18 protein-coding genes are annotated in these 17,175 nt (G+C 64.9%); 7 read left to right on the top strand and 11 right to left on the bottom strand.

The annotated features are described in order from the left end of the window. The first annotated feature begins 31 nt into the window (after nucleotides 1-31). The gene (locus tag GGD66_RS18940) at nucleotides 32-247 is read left to right on the top strand and encodes a hypothetical protein (protein ID WP_018322666.1); all 216 of its coding nucleotides are present in this window, start codon (nucleotides 32-34) and stop codon (nucleotides 245-247) included. Between the two features lies 1 nt (nucleotide 248). Here the strand turns inward: GGD66_RS18940 and GGD66_RS18935 are convergent, their stop codons facing one another. The 3 genes from GGD66_RS18935 to GGD66_RS18925 all read right to left on the bottom strand — a co-directional run bounded on the left by GGD66_RS18935 (nucleotide 249) and on the right by GGD66_RS18925 (nucleotide 4,129). Further along, complete coding sequence (locus tag GGD66_RS18935; RefSeq protein WP_183258683.1) at nucleotides 249-1,397, bottom strand: amidohydrolase; 1,149 nt, start codon at nucleotides 1,395-1,397, stop codon at nucleotides 249-251. A 277-nt stretch (nucleotides 1,398-1,674) separates the two neighbouring features. Then, nucleotides 1,675-2,763 (bottom strand): mandelate racemase/muconate lactonizing enzyme family protein, encoded by a 1,089-nt coding sequence (locus GGD66_RS18930; RefSeq protein ID WP_183258631.1) that lies wholly within the window; start codon nucleotides 2,761-2,763, stop codon nucleotides 1,675-1,677. Between the two features lie 172 nt (nucleotides 2,764-2,935). Beyond that, entirely contained in the window at nucleotides 2,936-4,129 is a 1,194-nt protein-coding gene (locus GGD66_RS18925; RefSeq protein WP_183258630.1) for a M20/M25/M40 family metallo-hydrolase, read from the bottom strand. Nucleotides 4,130-4,375: 246 nt separating this feature from the next. On the opposite strand from GGD66_RS18925, the gene GGD66_RS18920 reads away from it, so the two are divergent. Further along, nucleotides 4,376-5,248: an outer membrane protein gene (locus tag GGD66_RS18920; protein WP_246788910.1), complete on the top strand. Its 873-nt coding sequence runs from the start codon at nucleotides 4,376-4,378 to the stop codon at nucleotides 5,246-5,248. 54 nt (nucleotides 5,249-5,302) lie between these two features. Here the strand turns inward: GGD66_RS18920 and GGD66_RS18915 are convergent, their stop codons facing one another. Next, on the bottom strand, nucleotides 5,303-6,553 hold the full coding sequence (locus GGD66_RS18915; protein ID WP_183258628.1) for an MFS transporter: 1,251 nt from the start codon (nucleotides 6,551-6,553) through the stop codon (nucleotides 5,303-5,305). Nucleotides 6,554-6,779: 226 nt separating this feature from the next. After that, nucleotides 6,780-8,300 carry a CYTH and CHAD domain-containing protein gene (locus GGD66_RS18910; protein WP_183258627.1) on the bottom strand — a complete coding sequence of 507 codons (1,521 nt, stop codon included), beginning with the start codon at nucleotides 8,298-8,300 and terminating at the stop codon, nucleotides 6,780-6,782. Nucleotides 8,301-8,586: 286 nt separating this feature from the next. Between GGD66_RS18910 and GGD66_RS18905 the strand changes: the two genes are divergently transcribed. From GGD66_RS18905 to GGD66_RS18895, 3 genes are all read left to right on the top strand, one after another. Continuing rightward, a complete protein-coding gene (locus GGD66_RS18905; RefSeq protein WP_183258626.1) occupies nucleotides 8,587-10,005 on the top strand; it encodes a TAXI family TRAP transporter solute-binding subunit in 1,419 nt (472 codons plus the stop codon). Between the two features lie 266 nt (nucleotides 10,006-10,271). Beyond that, a complete protein-coding gene (locus GGD66_RS18900) occupies nucleotides 10,272-10,499 on the top strand; it encodes a DUF3606 domain-containing protein (protein ID WP_092259843.1) in 228 nt (75 codons plus the stop codon). A gap of 196 nt (nucleotides 10,500-10,695) precedes the next feature. After that, nucleotides 10,696-10,860, top strand: coding sequence for a hypothetical protein (locus tag GGD66_RS18895; RefSeq protein WP_245283389.1), 165 nt, complete (start codon nucleotides 10,696-10,698; stop codon nucleotides 10,858-10,860). Between the two features lie 130 nt (nucleotides 10,861-10,990). Here the strand turns inward: GGD66_RS18895 and GGD66_RS18890 are convergent, their stop codons facing one another. The 4 genes from GGD66_RS18890 to GGD66_RS18875 all read right to left on the bottom strand — a co-directional run bounded on the left by GGD66_RS18890 (nucleotide 10,991) and on the right by GGD66_RS18875 (nucleotide 13,029). Then, a complete protein-coding gene (locus GGD66_RS18890) occupies nucleotides 10,991-11,359 on the bottom strand; it encodes an avidin/streptavidin family protein (protein WP_183258625.1) in 369 nt (122 codons plus the stop codon). A gap of 147 nt (nucleotides 11,360-11,506) precedes the next feature. Next, nucleotides 11,507-11,947: a CBS domain-containing protein gene (locus tag GGD66_RS18885; RefSeq protein WP_026202791.1), complete on the bottom strand. Its 441-nt coding sequence runs from the start codon at nucleotides 11,945-11,947 to the stop codon at nucleotides 11,507-11,509. A 141-nt stretch (nucleotides 11,948-12,088) separates the two neighbouring features. Then, a complete protein-coding gene (locus GGD66_RS18880) occupies nucleotides 12,089-12,385 on the bottom strand; it encodes an HGGxSTG domain-containing protein (RefSeq protein ID WP_183258624.1) in 297 nt (98 codons plus the stop codon). Beyond that, nucleotides 12,382-13,029: a hypothetical protein gene (locus GGD66_RS18875; RefSeq protein ID WP_183258623.1), complete on the bottom strand. Its 648-nt coding sequence runs from the start codon at nucleotides 13,027-13,029 to the stop codon at nucleotides 12,382-12,384. The genes GGD66_RS18880 and GGD66_RS18875 overlap by 4 nt, the downstream gene beginning before the upstream one ends. 451 nt (nucleotides 13,030-13,480) lie before the next feature. Between GGD66_RS18875 and GGD66_RS18870 the strand changes: the two genes are divergently transcribed. Next, nucleotides 13,481-14,464, top strand: a complete 984-nt coding sequence (locus GGD66_RS18870; protein ID WP_183258622.1) for a tripartite tricarboxylate transporter substrate binding protein — start codon at nucleotides 13,481-13,483, stop codon at nucleotides 14,462-14,464. A 21-nt stretch (nucleotides 14,465-14,485) separates the two neighbouring features. Here the strand turns inward: GGD66_RS18870 and GGD66_RS18865 are convergent, their stop codons facing one another. Beyond that, on the bottom strand, nucleotides 14,486-14,947 hold the full coding sequence (locus tag GGD66_RS18865) for an NUDIX domain-containing protein (RefSeq protein ID WP_183258621.1): 462 nt from the start codon (nucleotides 14,945-14,947) through the stop codon (nucleotides 14,486-14,488). A 106-nt stretch (nucleotides 14,948-15,053) separates the two neighbouring features. On the opposite strand from GGD66_RS18865, the gene GGD66_RS18860 reads away from it, so the two are divergent. Then, nucleotides 15,054-16,163 (top strand): DUF1236 domain-containing protein, encoded by a 1,110-nt coding sequence (locus tag GGD66_RS18860; protein WP_183258620.1) that lies wholly within the window; start codon nucleotides 15,054-15,056, stop codon nucleotides 16,161-16,163. A 48-nt stretch (nucleotides 16,164-16,211) separates the two neighbouring features. On the opposite strand, the gene GGD66_RS18855 is transcribed toward GGD66_RS18860, so the two are convergent. Further along, nucleotides 16,212-17,171: a lytic transglycosylase domain-containing protein gene (locus GGD66_RS18855; protein WP_183258619.1), complete on the bottom strand. Its 960-nt coding sequence runs from the start codon at nucleotides 17,169-17,171 to the stop codon at nucleotides 16,212-16,214. Nucleotides 17,172-17,175: the final 4 nt, after the last annotated feature.

Genomic DNA, 17,175 nt, shown 5'->3' with positions numbered 1-17,175 from the left:
GGTGAACCCGCCAACGCAAGGACCGGAACCGATGTACGCGCTGTTCGAAGGCAACAAGCAGATCGGCGATCCCTTTCCGACCGAGAAGGAGGTGTGGGAAGCCGCCTTGATCGAAGGCCTCGTGACCGACGTTCCGGTCGCAGACGAGGAGGGCGGCCGGCTTCTCCCTGCCGGATATCATGTGGCGCCCGTCGAGGAGACGTTCGCGCCGCGGTCGGATTGGAAGCTGCCGCGCGAGATCTCGTGAACTAGTTCGACGCCAGCGCCGCCTTGGCGACTTCCGCCATCCAGCTCGACGCCACCGGCAGGATCGCGTCGTTGAAATCGTAGCGCGGGCCGTGCAGCTCGGCGCCGTCGCGCAACTCGCCGTTGCCGATCCAGACGAAGGCGCCCGGCCGCTGCTGGAGATAGTGAGCAAAATCCTCGCCGGCCATGCTGGGCGCGAGATCGCGCCGTACCTCGGCCTGCACCTTCTCGGCGGCGATGCGCGCAAGCGCGGCCTCATCAGGCGTGTTGACCACGACGCCGACGCCCATCACGATCTCGGGTGTCACCTTGACGCCAAAGCTGGTCGCGATCCCGGCGCAGGTCCGTTCGATGCCGTCGAGGATGACGTGCTTGACCGCCTCGCGATGGTACCGCAGCGTGCCGCGGATGGTGACGCGTCCGGCGATCTGGTTCGGCGCGGTGCCGCCCTCGATAGTGCAGAGCGACAGCACGGCGGTGTCGAGCGGATCGACGCCGCGCGAGGCGATCGATTGCAGCGCCACGATCAGATGACCGGCCGCCATCACCGGATCGCGCGTCAGATGCGGCATGCCGGCGTGGCCGGCGTGGCCCTCGATGGTGATGGTGATGCGTCCGCCGGAGGCCATGACGACGCCGTCGTGCACGGCGATGGTGCCGGCGGCAAGGCCCGGCCAATTATGAAAGCCGAACACGCGTTCCATCGGAAAGCGGTCGAACAGCCCGGCCGCGACCATCGCGCGCGAGCCGCCGAAACCTTCCTCCGCCGGCTGGAAGATGAAATCGACCGTGCCGCTCCAGCTGGTATCAGTGGCGAGCAGCGCGGCGGCGCCGAGCAGCGCGGTGGTGTGCCCGTCGTGGCCGCAGGCATGCATCACGCCTGATGTCCTGGAGGCGTAGGCAAGCCCGGTATCTTCGGTGATCGGCAGTGCATCCATGTCGGCGCGCAAGCCGACGCGGCTGCGCGCATGCCCGCGGGTCAAGGTCGCGACGATGCCGTAGCCACCGATTCCCGCCTCGAAGGGAATCCCGAGCTCGATGAGCTTGTCCTGCACGAAGGCTGCGGTCTCCTTCTCCTGGAGCGACAGCTCCGGGTGCGCATGAAGGTGCCGGCGCCACGCGGTCAGTTTCTGGTGCAGCTCGGGGGTCAAGGAGGGGATCTTTCGCAAGGTGTTGGTTGCCGCCACCATAGCGGATTATCCGTGGCCTGCATCAAGCGCGTTGGAATGCCTCGCGTGCAGCAACGCGCTTCGTCGGCGTGAGATCAGGTTCGACGGTGCCGCGGGGAAAGGTGCGCCCCTTTCCCGCTTGCGGGGGAGGGTCGGGGTGGGGGTGCCTCCGCGGTGGGATTCCCGACGAGGAAAAAGCCCTCACCCGCGCCCTTCGGCGCGACCTCTCCCGCAAGCGGGAGAGATTAGGACACCGAGTCTAAGGCGCCAGCTTCGCCAGCCCCGACCAGTCGAAGCTGATGCCGTGCCCGGGCCGGTCCGGCGCCAGCGCCTTGCCCTCCTGCAGCACCAGCGGGTGCTCGATGTACTTGTCGAGCCCGAAGCCGTGCGCCTCCAGATAGGATCGGTTCGGGCAGGCTGCGAGCAGGTGCACGGTAATGTCGTGCGCGCCGTGGCTGGTGACGGGCAGGTTGAACGCTTCCGCCAGCCGCGCGATCTTCATGAAGGCGGAAACGCCGCCGCAATTGGTGACGTCAGGCTCGGGATAGGACACCGCGCCACTGGCGATGTAGCTCTTGAACTCCCACAGCGAGCGCAAATTCTCGCCCGCCGCGATCGGCACGCCGCCGTCCTGCATGATGCGGGCGTGGCCGGCGACGTCGTCGGGGATGATCGGCTCCTCGAGCCAGGTCAAGTCATAAGGCACGAACGCGCGCGCGGCGCGGATCGCCTCTTCGACCGTCCATTTCATGTTGGCGTCCACCATCAGCGGGAAACCGTCGCCGAGATGCTGCCGCATCGCGGAGACCTTCGCGACGTCGGATTTGAGATCGGGCCGGCCGACCTTCATCTTGATGGCGCGAAAGCCCTTGGCGAGATTGCCGTCGGTCTGCCTGAGCAGCGCCTCCACGGAGAGATCGAGGTCGATGCCGCCGGCATAGCACGGCACGCGCGCGTCGAACCCACCGAGCAATTGGTACAGCGGCAGCTTGGCGCGCCGCGCCTTCAAATCCCACAGCGCGATGTCGAGCGCGGAGAGCGCCAGCACCACCGGCCCGCCACGGCCGCCATAATGCAGCGCCCACCAGACGTGATGCCAGATCGCCTCGGTGTCGTCGGCCTCGCGTCCCTCGACGAGCGGAGGGATCTCGCGCTTGAGGATGTCGGCGACAGCGCCGCCATTGCGCCCGACCGTGTAAGTGTAGCCGACGCCCTCGGCGCCGTCGGCATCGCGGATGCGGCAGGTGATCAGCTCGAACGCCGCGATCTCGCCATGGGTGGAGTCGGACAGCGTGACGGGGAGGGGGATCCGGTAGAGCCCGGTCTCGATATTTGCGATGTGCGGCATGTGGCCTCCCTTCTTGTTTTTGTTTCGTAGGGTGGGTTAGCCGAGCAGATGCGCAAAACGCATGTGCTCGGCGTAACCCACCACTTCTGTCGGCGCGGAAAGTAAAGAGGTGGGTTACGCCAGCGGACTGCGCTTTGCGCAGCCGCTAGCTAACCCACCCTACATCCTTGCCTCACCGCATCGTCGCAAGCTGCACGGCCAGCGCACACGCACGGTCGTATTCGTCGAGATTGATCCATTCGTCGATGGTGTGCGCCTCGTTCTGGCCGGCGCCAAAGGTCACCGTCGGAATGCCGTGACGGACCATCCAGTTGGCATCGAGGCCGCCATTGGCGGTGCGGACGTTCGGCGTGCCGCCGACCGCGGATACGGCCTCGACCGCGCGCTTGATGACGGGCTGGCTGTCCTTCATGCGGAACGGATAATAGTCGGTCTCGGCCTTGAACTTGACCTTGCCGGACTTGCCTTGCGCGTTCGTCACCTTCTTGGCCGCCTTCTCGAACGCGGCCTTGTAGGCCTTGGTGATCTCCTTGAAGAACTTTCCGTCATGGCTGCGGCTTTCGCCGCGGACATGCACGTAGTCGGTGACGACATTGGTGGCATCGCCCGCGGGGCGGCCCTCGCCGCCGGTGACGGGGCCGACATTGCTGGTGCCTTGCCGCTTGCCCTTCACCACCTTGCCGAACCAGCCGCCGGCCTTCACATCTGCAAGAGCGAGCGCCATGATCATGGTCGAGGAAATGCCGCGCTCCGGCGCGACGCCGGCATGCGAGGCGCGCCCCATGATCTCGACGGTCCAGCGGTCGGCGCCGACCGCGCCGATCACGACGTTGGAGGCCGAGCCGCCGTCATAGTTGAAGGCCATCATCGGCGAGCCGAGCTCGTCCAGCTTGACGTGGCGCGCGCCATAGAGCCCGCTCTCCTCGCGCACGCAGAACAACAGCGTGATCGGCGGATGGTCGAGCTTGTGCTTCTCGAGCTCGGCCGCCAGCGTCACCAGCACGCCACAGCCGCAGCGATTGTCGCCGCCGAGCGCAGTCTTGGCGGAGTTGACGATCTTGCGGCCCGATTTCTTCGGCTTGGCCCCAGCACACAGCGGCACGGTGTCCATATGGGTCATGAACATGATGCGCGGCTGGTTGTGCAGCGCGCCACGGCCGGGCAGGTCGACGATCAGGTTGCCGGTCTCGGTCGGCACGGGAATGCGGGTATTGGCATCGTCGAGCCGGATCGCCTTCGCCGCTACGCCGCTCTCCTTCAATGCGGCGGTGATCTCACGCCCGATCGCCGCCTCCTGTCCGGTCACGCCCTCGACGGCGAGGAAGCGCATGAGGCGGTCGGTGGCGGCTTTGGTGTCGACAGGCATGAGTTCATTCCCTTGATGCGCGATGCTTGTCAGCATCCCTTGCAGCGCGCCGTTGTGCAAGGCGGGCTCGACGCATGAGGGACGGCGCTGCGTTGCCATGCGCGCATGGTCCCGCAGCGTCGCGCGAACACAATGTGTCCGGATGTTGCTGTCCGGTGACAGCGTCGGCTGCGATTCGCTTCTAACTTAAGGGTGTTTCTTGGCGCCGCGGCACGCCGATACTTGCCGAAAATGTTGGGGACGACGATGCGGATCGCGGCCATTGCCGGAAGTGCCTTATTGTTCGGTGTCGTGGCGGCAAATGCCGCGGATATGGCGGTCAAGGCGAGACCCGTGCCGGTCGCTGCGCAGATCTTCAGCTGGACCGGCTTCTATGTCGGCGCCAATGTCGGCGGCGCCTGGACTCCCGGCAGCGGTGACAGCGATTTCGGACCGCTGTTTCCCGCTTTCGGCGTGCCGCCCCCGGTCGCACCCGTGCTGACGATTGTTCCCGAACAGAGGGGCATCATTCCCGGTGACGGCCGCCACAGCGGCGTCATCGGCGGCGGCCAGATCGGATACAATTGGCAGGTCCAGCAGTTCGTGCTCGGCGTGGAAGCCGACGCGGTCGGCACCGGCTTGAACGGCAGTAGCGGCAGCGCTTCGCGCACCTTCGGCGCCCCGACATTTGCGCCGCCGGTGACGCAGACCGTGACGGTCGATTTCGGTCATATCGACTGGATGGCCACCTTCCGCGGCCGCGCCGGCGTCACGGTGGGCCGTGCACTGTTCTACGTCACCGGCGGCGCCGCCGTCGCCGAGATCGGCGGTTCCAGGACCACCGTTGTCAACGGCCCTGGCATCGGCATTCCGGCGGGAACGTTCACGGCAACGAACGGCTCGACCACGCGCTGGGGCTGGACCGTCGGCGGAGGCATCGAGTGGGCGTTCACCCCGAACTGGAGCCTGGCCGGCGAATATCGCTACACCGACTTCGGTCGCCGCAGCGTCGCCTTCACCGTTCCCGATGGGTTCGGCGGCGTTTTCGCGACGGGGACGTCAAGCTCGCGGCTGACCGTCGAGCAAGCGACCCTCAGGGTCAATTATCGCTTCGGCGGGCCGGTGGTCGCCAAGTACTGAGCTTGGTCGCGGGGATACTCTGAGAGCGTACAAGGATGGGGTTGAGCGAAGCGCTCAGCCGGTCCCGCGAAGCGGCAGCGTATAGGCCAGGAAGACCAGCACGCCGATTGCCAGCATTGCTGCCATGAACAGCAGCACCGCCGGCAATCCCGCGAGCGCCGCCACCGCGCCGGTCACCGACTGCACCAGCGCCGCGCCGAGGAAGAAGGCGAGGTTCACGGCCGCCAGCGCCTTGCCCGTAGTCTGCGCGTCGACCAGCTGCCGCGACATGCCGAACAGCAGCGGCTGGGCGGAGGTCGCAAGGCCGATCAGCACAAACAGAACGAGGTCGTATTGCGTCGGCATCACGGGCGCGCCGAACAGAACGGACACGGGGTAATGCGGCGCCCCGAGCGCCATCAGCGCCAGCAGCACCGCCCCGGCCATATGCGAGCCTGCCACCAGCGCGCGGCGGCGGCCAAGCCTGCGGTCGATCATGCCGATGCACAGGGGCCCCGCGATCATCGCCAGCGTGAACGCGCCGAGCTGATTGCCGGCCTCGACCCGCGACAAGCCCTTGACGTCCATCAGCCACGGTCCGCCCCACAGGCCGCGCAGCACCAGCGAGGTTGCCAGCGACACCAGCGCGAGCGCGATCAGCCCGCGCAACGGACGCGAGAAGCCGAGCCTGAGCACCTCGATCATCTGCGACAACGGCGAGGAATCGTCCTTGTGCTCGGCCGGCTGCTGCGGCACCAGCGCGAACACGGCGAGCGCGACTGCAACGCCGCCAGCCGCGGATATCCAGAACCCGGCGCGCCAGCCGTAAGCATCGACCACGAAAGCGAGCGGGCTCGACGACAGCAGCATGCCGATATTGCCGATCGAGAGGATCGCGCCCGACCACAGCCCGAAGCGGCCCGTCGACAATTGCTTGGCCGCCAGCGTCATCGGGCACATCAGCATGCCGGACGTGGCAACGCCCAGCATGAACTGCCCGACCGCAAAGCTCGCAGCCCCCGTGGCAAAGCCCGACGCCACCGCGCCGAGTACGGTTCCCGCGAGCAGGCTGAGCGACACCGGCCGCACGCCAAACCGGTCCATCGCTGCGCCGACCGGGATCTGCGCTGCGGCAAAGGCGAAAGGATAGATTGAGGTGAGGCTGGCGAGAGCTTGCGGCTCGATGTGGAAATCCGCGGCCATGAGGTCGAGGCTGACGGCGGGAATAGTGCGCAACAAGGTCGAGAGCATATGGCCGCAGGCGAGCGCGAGAAGTGCAAAGATCAGCGTGCGGGTGGCGGTGCCCGCGTCGTCGGTGGTGGCCATGAGCGTCCCGTCCCGGAAGGTTTGGATGGGCGTACATGATGACGAGGCGGGCGCCAATGGCGGCAGCGCGACCCCCTCATTCCGGATTGTGGCGTCTCGGGATCAGCGCGCGGAAGGACGAGATAAAGGCAGCCGACGGTTCGCATCGTCAGTGATGGGCAAGATGGAGCCGAACTGATTTCGCCAGTTGCCGACCCAAGCGATGTCAGTTGCCATGCCGGGCCTCCTACGCTCGCGCACTCGGCATCGCGCGCAGCCGGCGCAACCTGCTCAGCTCCTTCGTTGCGTCCTTCATCAGGCCGTCAGCGGCCTCGCGTTCCTGGCCGACGACGACGCCCGATGCGAAAGCCTGGGCGCGGCGGTGCGCAGGTGGCGCCGTCAGTGCCGCCTCCGTTGCCAGCTCGCGGTGCGCCATGAAGTCGTTCAGCGATCCGAGCGCGGATTGAATCTGCTTCAGGCGGTCGGACAGGGCTGCAAGCTCCTTGCGGTCGCGATCAGCGTAGAGGCTTTCGAAGAAATCGACGGCGTAGCGGATCTTCTTGATCTTGATCCGCAGCTTGTGGCGCTGCATCGGATCCAGATCGTGCAGGCGCTTGCCCTCCTTTCGCGCCTTCCTGATGCGCCGGTCGAGCAACGCCGCGGCGTAAGCGGCGATCGAACGGTCATCATCGCCGTGAGGCCGTCCGCTTCCGATCCACTCGATCACGTCGATCAGCAGGCGGCGGTAAGGCGCCGACATGACCGCATCGCGTGCCCGCTCGAATGCCGCCACCCGTTGCCGGGAGAACCTCTTGCGGATCGCGCGGGCGCCGCGTCGCGGCACGTCCCGTTCGGTGATTGGCCGGATGCTCTCGTTCAGGAACACGTCGATTTCACGCGCCGGCGCCAGCTCGCTCGTGAGCCATTTCAGCTCGGACTTGATCCGCGCGGTGCTCGCTCGCGGAAGGATATCAGCGAACAGCGAGATGGCCGCACGCAGACGCCGCAAGCCGACCCGCATCTGATGAACCCCTTCGGCGTCCATCTCACGCACCGGATCGGCATTCGCGGTGACCTGGCGCAACGTCGAATGCGCGATGACGCGGAACGCCTCGCGCGGTGAGAGTCCGTCCTCCAGCGCGATCGGCTCGGCGTGCTGTGCGCCGCCGCCACTGCCGGCGACGAGCAGGTAGCCGCGCTCGGATTTCGAACGCAGATCGAGCTCCGCCCCGGTTTTGCGTTCGAGATCGCGGGCAAGGCGGAACAGGTCCGCGACATGCCCGGACTTCAGTTCCAGCTCCAACTCGGCGACGGGCCGCGACCGGTGACCGGCGCTGATGCGGCCACGGTCGACCGCCAGTTCGATCTGGCTCTTCCGGACGCGTCGCGCCTGCGCCAGGCGATGAATGTCGGTCTGGAAGACCGGCTTCAGCTTGCGAGGAAGCTTCCGCGTCGCAAGATCCCGGAGCGGCGTGTGTCCCGTCTTCTTCAGGTCGGGACGTGCACCGGAAACCTCGTGCTCCCATTCGCCCCGCTTCACGCCATCCGTGCCGCCGGCTTTCACGGTCTGCACGTAGCGCCCCTCGATCTTGCGGACGCGCAGCGTCAGGCCATGGCGCCTGAGCTTGTGCTTGGTCGTATCGTAGTAGGTCGACACGAGCGACTGCTCGGACTGGTCGCCGCGCCGCCCACTCAAACCGCCCGTCCGCAACACTGACGACAATTTTCGCGGCGCAACGCGGAATTTAAGTTCCGTTTCGGAGGCCATGGCGAATTCTTTCGTTTGCTGAATTCAAAGTGGTGCCGGCTCGGGAAGTTCCGGGCCCGCCAGCTTTTCAACCCGCACGCTGCTGCGGGAGCCGCAAAGGCACGGAAACTTCACGCGATTGAAGGCAACGCCATGAACTGAAGCGGCGCCCTGGGCCGAACCAACGCAATCGCGATCCTCGTCACCGTTCGCGCGTACGGACCAGGCCGGCCGCCAGAGATTGTTCCCGGGAAAACGTGGTATCCTGCGGAACAGGGAGAACCCCGATCTGCGGTTGGCGGCGGCCATGTCTTCGTCCGAGAGTCCGAGTAAAACGACCAGTGAGGCGGCCCGCCGCGAGCGGAGAAGAAGCAATTCCTTACTGTTGGTCCTCGCCGTTGGATTTCTCATTTTTGCCGCCGCAGCGGGCGCGCTCTATTATGCGTTGCGGCCGGACGTCCTCCGGATCGCCGTTGGACCACCCGGCAGCGATGACGACAAAGTCATTCAGGCGATGGCCGATGCCTTCGCGAGCGAAAGCCGTACTGTCAGGCTGCTTCCCGTCAAAACCGACGGGGCGGTGGAGTCTCTCGCCCTGCTTGGGGCAGGCAAGGCCGACCTTGCCGTCGGCCGCGGCGATCTGGACATGCCCGCCGAGGCACAGACCGTCGCCGTCGTGCGCAAGAACTTCGTCGTGCTGTGGACTCCGTCTGGAGCTGCCGGCAAGAGCTCGAAAAGAAAGCCCTCGCCGAGAATCAAGGAGGTCGCCGATCTCGCGGGGCGCCGCGTCGGCGTGATCGGCCGGACCCCGGCAAATGCCGCATTGCTACGCGTCATCCTGAGCGCCTCCGGAGTGGAGGCGGACAAGGTCGTCGTGACACAATTCGGCACGGACCTGACCGAGGAGCTGGCACGCGATCTCACCATCGATGCCTTCATGGCGGTCGGGCCGCTCGACAGCAAAATCACGTCCGATGCCGTGGCTGCAACGGCGCGCCTGCGCGGCGAGCCGAGATTTCTCGCCATCGAGACATCGGAAGCGATCGCCCTGAAGCATCCGCGGTATGAATCGGAGGAAATTCCGCCCAGCGTCTTCAAGCCGGATCCGGCCTGGCCGGGTGACAAGGTCGAAACCGTCAGCGTCAGCCACCTCATCGTCGCGAGAAAGTCCCTGCCTGAAACGACAGTCGCCGCCTTTTTCCGCCAGCTCTTTGCCGTTCGCCAGGCGATTGCAAGACAGGTCCCGGGTGCTGCGCATATTATCAAGCCTGATGTCGACAAGGACACGGAGCTTCCGGTGCATCGGGGAGCGGCGGCTGTCATCGACGGCAACGAACGTACCTTCCTCGACCGATACGGCGATTACTTCTGGTTCGGGCTGCTGCTTCTTTCCGGGATCGGCTCGGCCGCCGCCTGGTTGCGTCGCTATTTGAATCGCGACGAAAGAGAGGAAACCAACGACCATCGCAAGAGAATCCTGGCCATGGTGTCCAGCGCGCGAACCGCGGGATCGAGCCAGGAGCTTCTGGTTCTGCAGCGCGAGGCCGACGCCATCATAGCTGAAACGCTCGAATGCTACGACGACGGCGCTATCGAAGAGGAGGAACTCGCAGCATTCGGTCTGGTGCTCGGCCTGTTGAGCAGCGCCATCGCGGAGAGACGAGCCGCGCTGCAGCGTGCCAACTTCGAAACCGTTCGAGGCGCGGCGAGCGCGCCGCGAGGATGAGGCGCCCTCTGAAGCTGCCGCTGTCGATCTCTGCGACGCATCGGCCCGCAAATGCCAACGGATCGAGGGGCGGAGCCGCCTGGATCAACTTCTGCTTGTGTGCATGGGCTTCCGGCGCGGTCGAAGTTCTCCGACACATATCCTGCTGTCGATCGTGACGCTCTCGTCGCCGTTTCGCTTATTCCATCATTCGGTGCCGGCGCTGTTCGGGAAGAATCGGAACAAAACGGACATCATCGCTCTTACTCTAGCAAGGAGACCTGCTCATGCTGTGCTCAAGGCCGCCACGGGTCATTCGCACGACGCTTGATCTTGCGGACGCAAAGCAGGTCAAGTCCGTTCGAAGGCGCCTCAAGATCTCCGATGCCGATCTGATCAGGATCGTCGAAAAGATCGGCAACTCTCTGACGGCCATAGAGAAGGAGGTTCAGCTCGAAAAGCTCGAACTGGTGGAGCAGTGCAGCGCCAAGAGTGGCCTCACGTTCCCCGGATAGATTCAGTCATTCCATAGAAAAGGAGAACTGCAATGAACGGCCTGATTTACCTCATAGGATTAGTCGTCGTGATCGCGGCCATTCTGTCATTCTTTGGCTTGCGTTGACCGCTCTCTTTTCTACTAGCCGACGCGCCACCCTGTCTGGGTGAAGCACTTGGTAACTTCGCGTGCATCAAATGGATGATTTGCACCAGGTGAATACCATCATCGCCACGACCATTTGCGCGTTCTTCAAGGGACATCCCGACGCGCAGATCGGGACCGAAGAGGCCAAGCTGCTGGCGAAGCAGATTGCCCAGGCGCTGGATGAGGCAGGGCTGCAGATTTCCCCAGTCGATCCGACAAGCGCGCCGCGCTAGCTTTTCGGCTGGCAACCGGTGATGTGGCCAGAGACGTCGATTGCAGTATTTCGCGGGGTGAACGCCTCGCGCAATCGTCGACGGCAAGGACGGGCGGCAATGGCGCCAACGGGACCCGCTTCCTCGTGCTTCAGGTCCGTTCGAACGTATCGACGTTCGTTGTCACGGCGCGCCACCAGTTCACTGGTTTGAGCTTCGCCGGGTCGCCCTCTCTGGACGCGCTCAGCGCTTGGTCTGCGATCACGAACCAGGCGGTCTCCATCTTTCCGTGACGCAGCAATCCGGTATAGGAGACGGCGCGGTCGCCCGTCACAGACGAGCCCACTGCGACAAAGGCGATGCAATTGCCTTTATGAAACCCGGTGATGGGCACTGCTTGGCCGTAGAAGCCGCTGTCGTCGAGCGCAGTCTCGAAATTCCCCTCGATGCGGCCGTTCGCATCATCGGTGATGCGTAAGATGGAGCCGAATTGATTCCGCCAATCGCCGACCCAGCTCATGCCGGTTCTCCTACGCTCGTCGATTTGGCTCGGTGCGCAGCCGGGCGGCCTGTGCAGTTCCTTTGCGACACAGTCCGATTGCGGTTGATCTTGCTGCGGCCTGCGTACGGCTCGGGACGCCGGCATTCCAAGGCGCGACGTCCTGCTTCAGCCGGAGATCGCGCCTGCGTGCTGTCCGCCTGCTCGCGAAATTCCGTGCAGCGCCTTCGCCGCACCGTCGCCGGGCCTGCACCCGGCGATATCGCCGAGTGCGATGATGCCGACCAGCCGCTTGTCTCGATTGAGCACCGGCAGCCGCCGCACCTGAATGTCGGCCATGTTACGGGTGACCTCTTCGATGTCCTGGTCCTCGTAGCAGTATTTGACGTCTGTGGTCATGACGTTCCGCACTGGCGCGTCCGGCCCCAGGCCCATCGCGACCCCTCGCGTTGCGATATCGCGGTCCGAGATCATACCGACAAGGTGGTCATATTCAGCCACGGGCAGCAGGCCGACATTGAGCGCCGCCATCGCCTCGGCTGCGTCCTTGATGGTGTCTTGTGGGGTGCAAAGCTGCACGTCGGGAGTCATGACATCGCTGACTCTCATGGAAATCTCCATCGCTGATAGGCCGCCAACAAAATGCGCCGGCGGTCGTTCCTCAGGAACAGGTCGCAAATGGCGACGAGTTCCCGAAGTCATGATGCAGTGCCGCAGGCAATGATTGTCCATTGACGGCAGGCTTTTGGACTAAGCGGTTTGATCCCTCCGATCGTCTGACGCCATCTCCTCCAGCAGCTTTCCCGCCCCATCGAGCAGCTCCCGGATCGCCCTTCGCTCCGCGATCCGCTCCTGTGTGAAGGCGCCATGCTTGTGCGCATTGCGGTTGCCCCAAGGCGCGCCAGATCCTGGGGCGCCGCCGTGCATACGGCAGCGGAGCTTGCCGCGCATGGCCGGCGCGCGGCAGGCGAACCCGCCGCGTGTGTCGGCGCCGCAGCGCGGGCTCGCCGCCATCGCGCGCGTGTTGCGGATGTGACTGGCCCTCATGCGGTGGTGCCTCGCAACGCCTCGGTCCGGTCGCGTTCGCCGGCGTCGCGGGGCGGGGCCAGCCCTGCCTCTGTCGCGGTGCCCGGCTCGGCAGCGATCAGATGTGCCTGTTGCGTGACATTCCCCACGATCGCGCTGCCGCCGTCCTGCACCGACAGATTCTGCACCGTGATCGGACGTTCACCGTTGCCGCGATGGCGGTTGAGGGCCTCCATCTGGGCTGCGAACGTGCGAGCCAGCCGGGTCAATGTGCGTGCGACGCCTTCCTGCTGCGGGATGCCTTCGGCGAAGGCGAGGCGGCAGGCAAAGCGCATGGTCGCGACGTGGACGGACACCATCTGCGCCGTCAGCATGGTTTCGAGGGAATCCCGCGGGGCGATGCTTTTCATCATCGAGATCATGAAGGCGAGATTGTCCTCATCGGGCTTCTGCAGGATCACGCTGGCTTTCATCAATTGCTTGAGGATGCCATGCAGAGCGTCCTGATCGACGGCACCGAGCGCCTCGCCCAGCAAGTGCTCGCCGGTCTCCGCGTCGGGGTGTTGAATTGCGATCCGTTGTCCGGTGAGCTTGACCCGCGGGGCGGGCCTGCTGCCGTACCTGACGACTGGCGTCGTGCTGTTGCGTGTCATGGCTGTTGTCATGTCGATGTCTCCCTTGAGCCCACGGCACGCGCGAGCAGGCCTCTCTGGTGCGAGAAGACCTCTCAGTTGCCGTGCGGCGGTTGCGTATTCAAATGTCGATGCTGGGCTTGTTCGCGATCGAAGCGAGGCCCACATGGCTGTGGAGGCCGATTGCTCACGCGGATCGCGATGATGGCATTATGCCCCTGTTTTGCCCGACGAGTCAAAATCGAGTTCGCAACATCCGAAGTTCTCTGCCTGGCGTAAGTCGTTGTTCGGACAAGGGCCGTCTACTGTGCATGGGGTTGTTTTCGCATTTTTTGTTTGCAAGCGATGCACACGTGCCGTGGGGCGGAATGCCGGCGACCAAACGCGATTGCGAAATCCGGGATGGCCGCTATTCATGATCTTCACATGCGTCGCACCAACAAGCCTGCACAAGCGGCGCTGCTGATGTCTTGGGAGAGAACCAATGCAACGAACCGCCCGCCTGCTCGCCGTCGTCGCCGGATTGTGTGCGTCTGTACTGTCGACGGAGACCATGGCGCAGAAATATCCGGTGCGGCCGGTCAAGGTCATGGTCGGCTTCAGCGCGGGCGGGCCGGTCGACGTCGTCGCGCGCATCGTCGGCGATCGCCTGGGCAACAAGCTCGGGCAGCCCTTCGTGGTCGAGAACCGCGCCGGGGCCAACGGCATGATCGCGGCCGAAGGCGTCGCCCATGCGGAAGGCGACGGCTACACCATGCTCGCCTGCAACTCGTCCACCATCACGCTCAACAAGACGCTATTCAAGGATATCCGCTACGATCCGGAAAAGGACTTCGCGCCGCTGACCACCGTCGTGTCGGCGCCGCTGGTGCTGGTGGTCAATCCGGAGAATCCAAAGACGGCTAATATCAAGACCGTCGCCGATCTCGTCGCCGCGGCGAAGGCGGCACCCGGCGCGCTGGCTTACGGTTCGGGCGGCAACGGCAACCTTGCCCATCTCGCCATGGAGCTGCTGAGCCAGAAGGCCGGCATCAAGCTGATCCACGTGCCCTATCGCGGCGGTTCGGCCGCCGAGGTCGGCATCCTCGCGCAGGAGGTGCTGGCGGTGTTCGATCCGCTCTCTGCCGTGCCGCTGGTCAAGGCCGGAAAGTTGCGCGCGCTCGCGGTGTCGTCGGCCGAGCGGCTGCCGGCGTTGCCCGATGTGCCGACCGTCGCGGAAGCCGGCTTCCCCGGTTTCGACATCTCGTTCTGGGTCGGCTTCTTCATGCCAAAGCCGACGCCGGCACCGATCCTGGAGACGCTGCACCGGGAAATTGTCGCGGCCGCCAAGGATCCGGCGGTCGCGGAGAAGCTCGGCTCGCAGGGTGTGGTCAGCGTGCTGACCCCGGCCGAGTACGCCGCGAAGATCGCGAAGGAGACGAAGGAACTCGCCGAGGTCGTCGCAGCCGCGGACATCAAGGCGGAGTAGGGAGCACACCTGCTTCCATCGCTATTCACCGCCGGCCAGCTGCGCCAGCCGATCGAGCAGCGGGCGTTGTCCTGCGTTGATCTTCTCTTGCGCCTCCTCGATCGTGAACCATTCGGCACGGTCGACTTCCGGGAAGACTTGCCGTTTGCCGCTGCGCGGCGGCCATTCCATCTCGAACGTGTTGCTGCAGATGCTGCGCACGTCGATATCGAGCTCGGCGGCAAACGCGGTGACGACCTTGCCGCCGCGCTGCTTGACCTCGCCAAGCGAGACCAGTGGCACGGACAGCTCCAATCCCAGCTCCTCGGAAAATTCCCGTCGCGCGGTCGCCTCCGCATCTTCTTTGTCCGCATACTCGCCCTTGGGGATCGACCAGGCGCCGAGATCCTTGTTGCGCCAGAACGGCCCGCCGGGATGAACGAGGAGGATCTCGATCGCCCGGCGTTTGCGATAGGCAATGATCCCCGCACTCTTCGATGGCATCGCAGGTTCCGTGCAGAAGCGGTCCGCTTTGTCTCGGGAAAAAGTGGAACCGGCCGTTTTAGCGCAGGTTAGTCACCAACGTTCATTTGATAAAAGGGAGTGAACCATGATCCGCCTGTTGGCAACCACCGCATTGGGGCTGGTGCTGGCAAACGCCGCCTTCGCTCAATCGCCCACCAAGTCCGAGCAGACGCCGCAATCTCAATCCAATTCCACAGCGCCGTCCACCACCGCACCGTCTGGTGCGGCTGATAAGCAGCAGACCACATCGCAGCCTCAGCAATCACCGTCGACGGGAACCTCGGCACAGACGACACAGAGCACCGCGCCGTCCTCCGGGGCCGCCAATTCCGGCACATCCAACAATGCTGCGAACAGCACGGACACCTCGCGGCCGCAGAGCGGCACGGCAAGCTCGAACACGACCGGTAACCAGCCCGCCACCCAGCAGGGCGCCAACCCGCCGCCGGCAAACACTAACCAGGCGCAGGATCGGTCCAATCCGCCACCGGCCAATAGCAATCAGGCGCAGCCCGCTGCATCCGGGACCAACCAGGCTCAGCAGGCGCCGACGGCGCCAGCCAGCAATCAGGCGCAGGGCGAGCGGTCCGGAACCAACTCTCAGGCGGCCGCGCAGACCAACGTCAATCTGAACCGCCAGCAGGAGACGAAGATCAGCACCTCGATCTCGCATCTGAACGTCCGGCCGCTGACCAGCGTCAATTTCTCGCTGAATGTCGGCACGGTCGTTCCGCGCGACGTGCACCTCTCGACTCTTCCGCCTGATGTCGTCGAGATCGTGCCGCAATATCGCGGCTACAGCTTCGCGCTAGTGAAGGATGAGATCGTCGTGGTCGATCCGGCGACCTACAAGATCGTGACGGTGCTGCCGTATTCGGGGAAATCCACGGCAACGACGACGTCGACCACCCGCGAGCGCAGCGCAAGCAAGTTCTCCGACCGCGATCGCGATGCGATCCGCAAGCATGCGAAAGCGCGTCCCGAGAGCAGGAGCGAACGGCAGACCACCGGAAGCACAGCTCGCACCGAGATCCATGTCGGCGATCGCGTCCCTGATAGCGTCGAGGTCGAGGAATTTCCGAGCACGGTTTATCGGGATGCGCCCGACCTGCGGGAGTACCGCTACATCCATCGCGATACCCGGACTTATGTCATCGAGCCTCGCGAACGACGCGTGATCGAGGAGATCGATTAGTTCACAGCCGTCGGAAGCCGCCCATCGGGCGGCTTCTCGATTTGTGCGTCAGATCGCCGAACGTTCGCGCGCCGCGATGCGGATGGCCCGAGCCTTGGTGCCCTTCGCCACGCGCGCTGCAATCATGCTCCTCGCCTTGCCACGGGCCGAGGCGTTCTTGTGGAGCAGGGATACGAACCGCTTGCGCGCCCGGTTTGTCGACAGGCGCGCCGCAAGCTGTTCGGCCTTGCGAATGATGGTCGCGACCGAGGGTGTCAGGTTGACCGGGACCCAGGCGATATCCTTCGCCTTGGAGAGGCTGCCGATGCCCTCGCATGGCGCCTCGCGCGGCAGGTCGATCCTGATCGCGAGCGCCTCGGACCGCTCGGTCCAGTCCTCAGCCTTGGTGCCGGTGATGATGCGGACATAGTCGCGCGTCTCACGCGGCAGCTCGCTCTCCTTGGCGAGCCACTTCTGAACGCGGCCGGGACCGGCATTATACGCAGCCGCGGCGAGGCCGAGATTGCCGAAATCGTCGCGAAGCTTGCGCAGGAATTTTGCCGATGCGGGCAGCGCCTTCATGGGATCGAAGGGATCGTCGAGCCCGACTTCGGCGGCCGTCCCGGGCATGAACTGCGCCACGCCCTGAGCGCCGGCCTGGCTCACCTCGTTGGACTTGAAGCGGCTCTCCTGCCAGAGCAGGCGGGCAAAGAATGGCACGGGAATGCCGCTGGCCTCGGCGGCCTCGCGCAGCGCGTGGCAAAATCGCTCGGTCGGGGAAACCGGCGCCTGTAGGGCTGGCTCGTCCGCCCGGGGCGGCTCGATCACCTGCTCATAGGCGGCACGCGCGTTGGCGAGCTCGATGGCCTGCACACTTGCGAGGAAGAGCTCGACCACCGGAACAAGTGGGGAGGCCCGATTGTTCTGAATAACGGCGCGGTCGAAAGTTGATGTTTGCCGGGACGCCGACGGATCGAGGTCGCACATCAGAATCATGAACGCGGCGCAAGCCGCGATGACAAATCGCATTTGC

Origin of the sequence: Bradyrhizobium sp. CIR48 (assembly GCF_014198315.1) — a bacterium.
Taxonomy (GTDB): Bacteria; Pseudomonadota; Alphaproteobacteria; order Rhizobiales; family Xanthobacteraceae; genus Bradyrhizobium.
The sequence above is the reverse complement of the archived record's forward strand: the minus strand, read 5'-3'. Positions and strand labels throughout refer to the sequence as shown.

Excerpts from the sequence above, each read along its gene's own strand:
- GGD66_RS18875 (WP_183258623.1), bottom strand. The coding sequence starts at position 13,029 with ATGACAACAGCCATGACACGCAACAGCACGACGCCAGTCGTCAGGTAC.
- GGD66_RS18885 (WP_026202791.1), bottom strand. The coding sequence starts at position 11,947 with ATGAGAGTCAGCGATGTCATGACTCCCGACGTGCAGCTTTGCACCCCA.
- GGD66_RS18865 (WP_183258621.1), bottom strand. The coding sequence starts at position 14,947 with ATGCCATCGAAGAGTGCGGGGATCATTGCCTATCGCAAACGCCGGGCG.
- GGD66_RS18915 (WP_183258628.1), bottom strand. The coding sequence starts at position 6,553 with ATGGCCACCACCGACGACGCGGGCACCGCCACCCGCACGCTGATCTTT.
- GGD66_RS18880 (WP_183258624.1), bottom strand. The coding sequence starts at position 12,385 with ATGAGGGCCAGTCACATCCGCAACACGCGCGCGATGGCGGCGAGCCCG.
- GGD66_RS18905 (WP_183258626.1), top strand. The coding sequence starts at position 8,587 with ATGTCTTCGTCCGAGAGTCCGAGTAAAACGACCAGTGAGGCGGCCCGC.
- GGD66_RS18855 (WP_183258619.1), bottom strand. The coding sequence starts at position 17,171 with ATGCGATTTGTCATCGCGGCTTGCGCCGCGTTCATGATTCTGATGTGC.
- GGD66_RS18925 (WP_183258630.1), bottom strand. The coding sequence starts at position 4,129 with ATGCCTGTCGACACCAAAGCCGCCACCGACCGCCTCATGCGCTTCCTC.
- GGD66_RS18940 (WP_018322666.1), top strand. The coding sequence starts at position 32 with ATGTACGCGCTGTTCGAAGGCAACAAGCAGATCGGCGATCCCTTTCCG.
- GGD66_RS18920 (WP_246788910.1), top strand. The coding sequence starts at position 4,376 with ATGCGGATCGCGGCCATTGCCGGAAGTGCCTTATTGTTCGGTGTCGTG.
- GGD66_RS18930 (WP_183258631.1), bottom strand. The coding sequence starts at position 2,763 with ATGCCGCACATCGCAAATATCGAGACCGGGCTCTACCGGATCCCCCTC.
- GGD66_RS18890 (WP_183258625.1), bottom strand. The coding sequence starts at position 11,359 with ATGAGCTGGGTCGGCGATTGGCGGAATCAATTCGGCTCCATCTTACGC.
- GGD66_RS18860 (WP_183258620.1), top strand. The coding sequence starts at position 15,054 with ATGATCCGCCTGTTGGCAACCACCGCATTGGGGCTGGTGCTGGCAAAC.
- GGD66_RS18870 (WP_183258622.1), top strand. The coding sequence starts at position 13,481 with ATGCAACGAACCGCCCGCCTGCTCGCCGTCGTCGCCGGATTGTGTGCG.
- GGD66_RS18900 (WP_092259843.1), top strand. The coding sequence starts at position 10,272 with ATGCTGTGCTCAAGGCCGCCACGGGTCATTCGCACGACGCTTGATCTT.
- GGD66_RS18910 (WP_183258627.1), bottom strand. The coding sequence starts at position 8,300 with ATGGCCTCCGAAACGGAACTTAAATTCCGCGTTGCGCCGCGAAAATTG.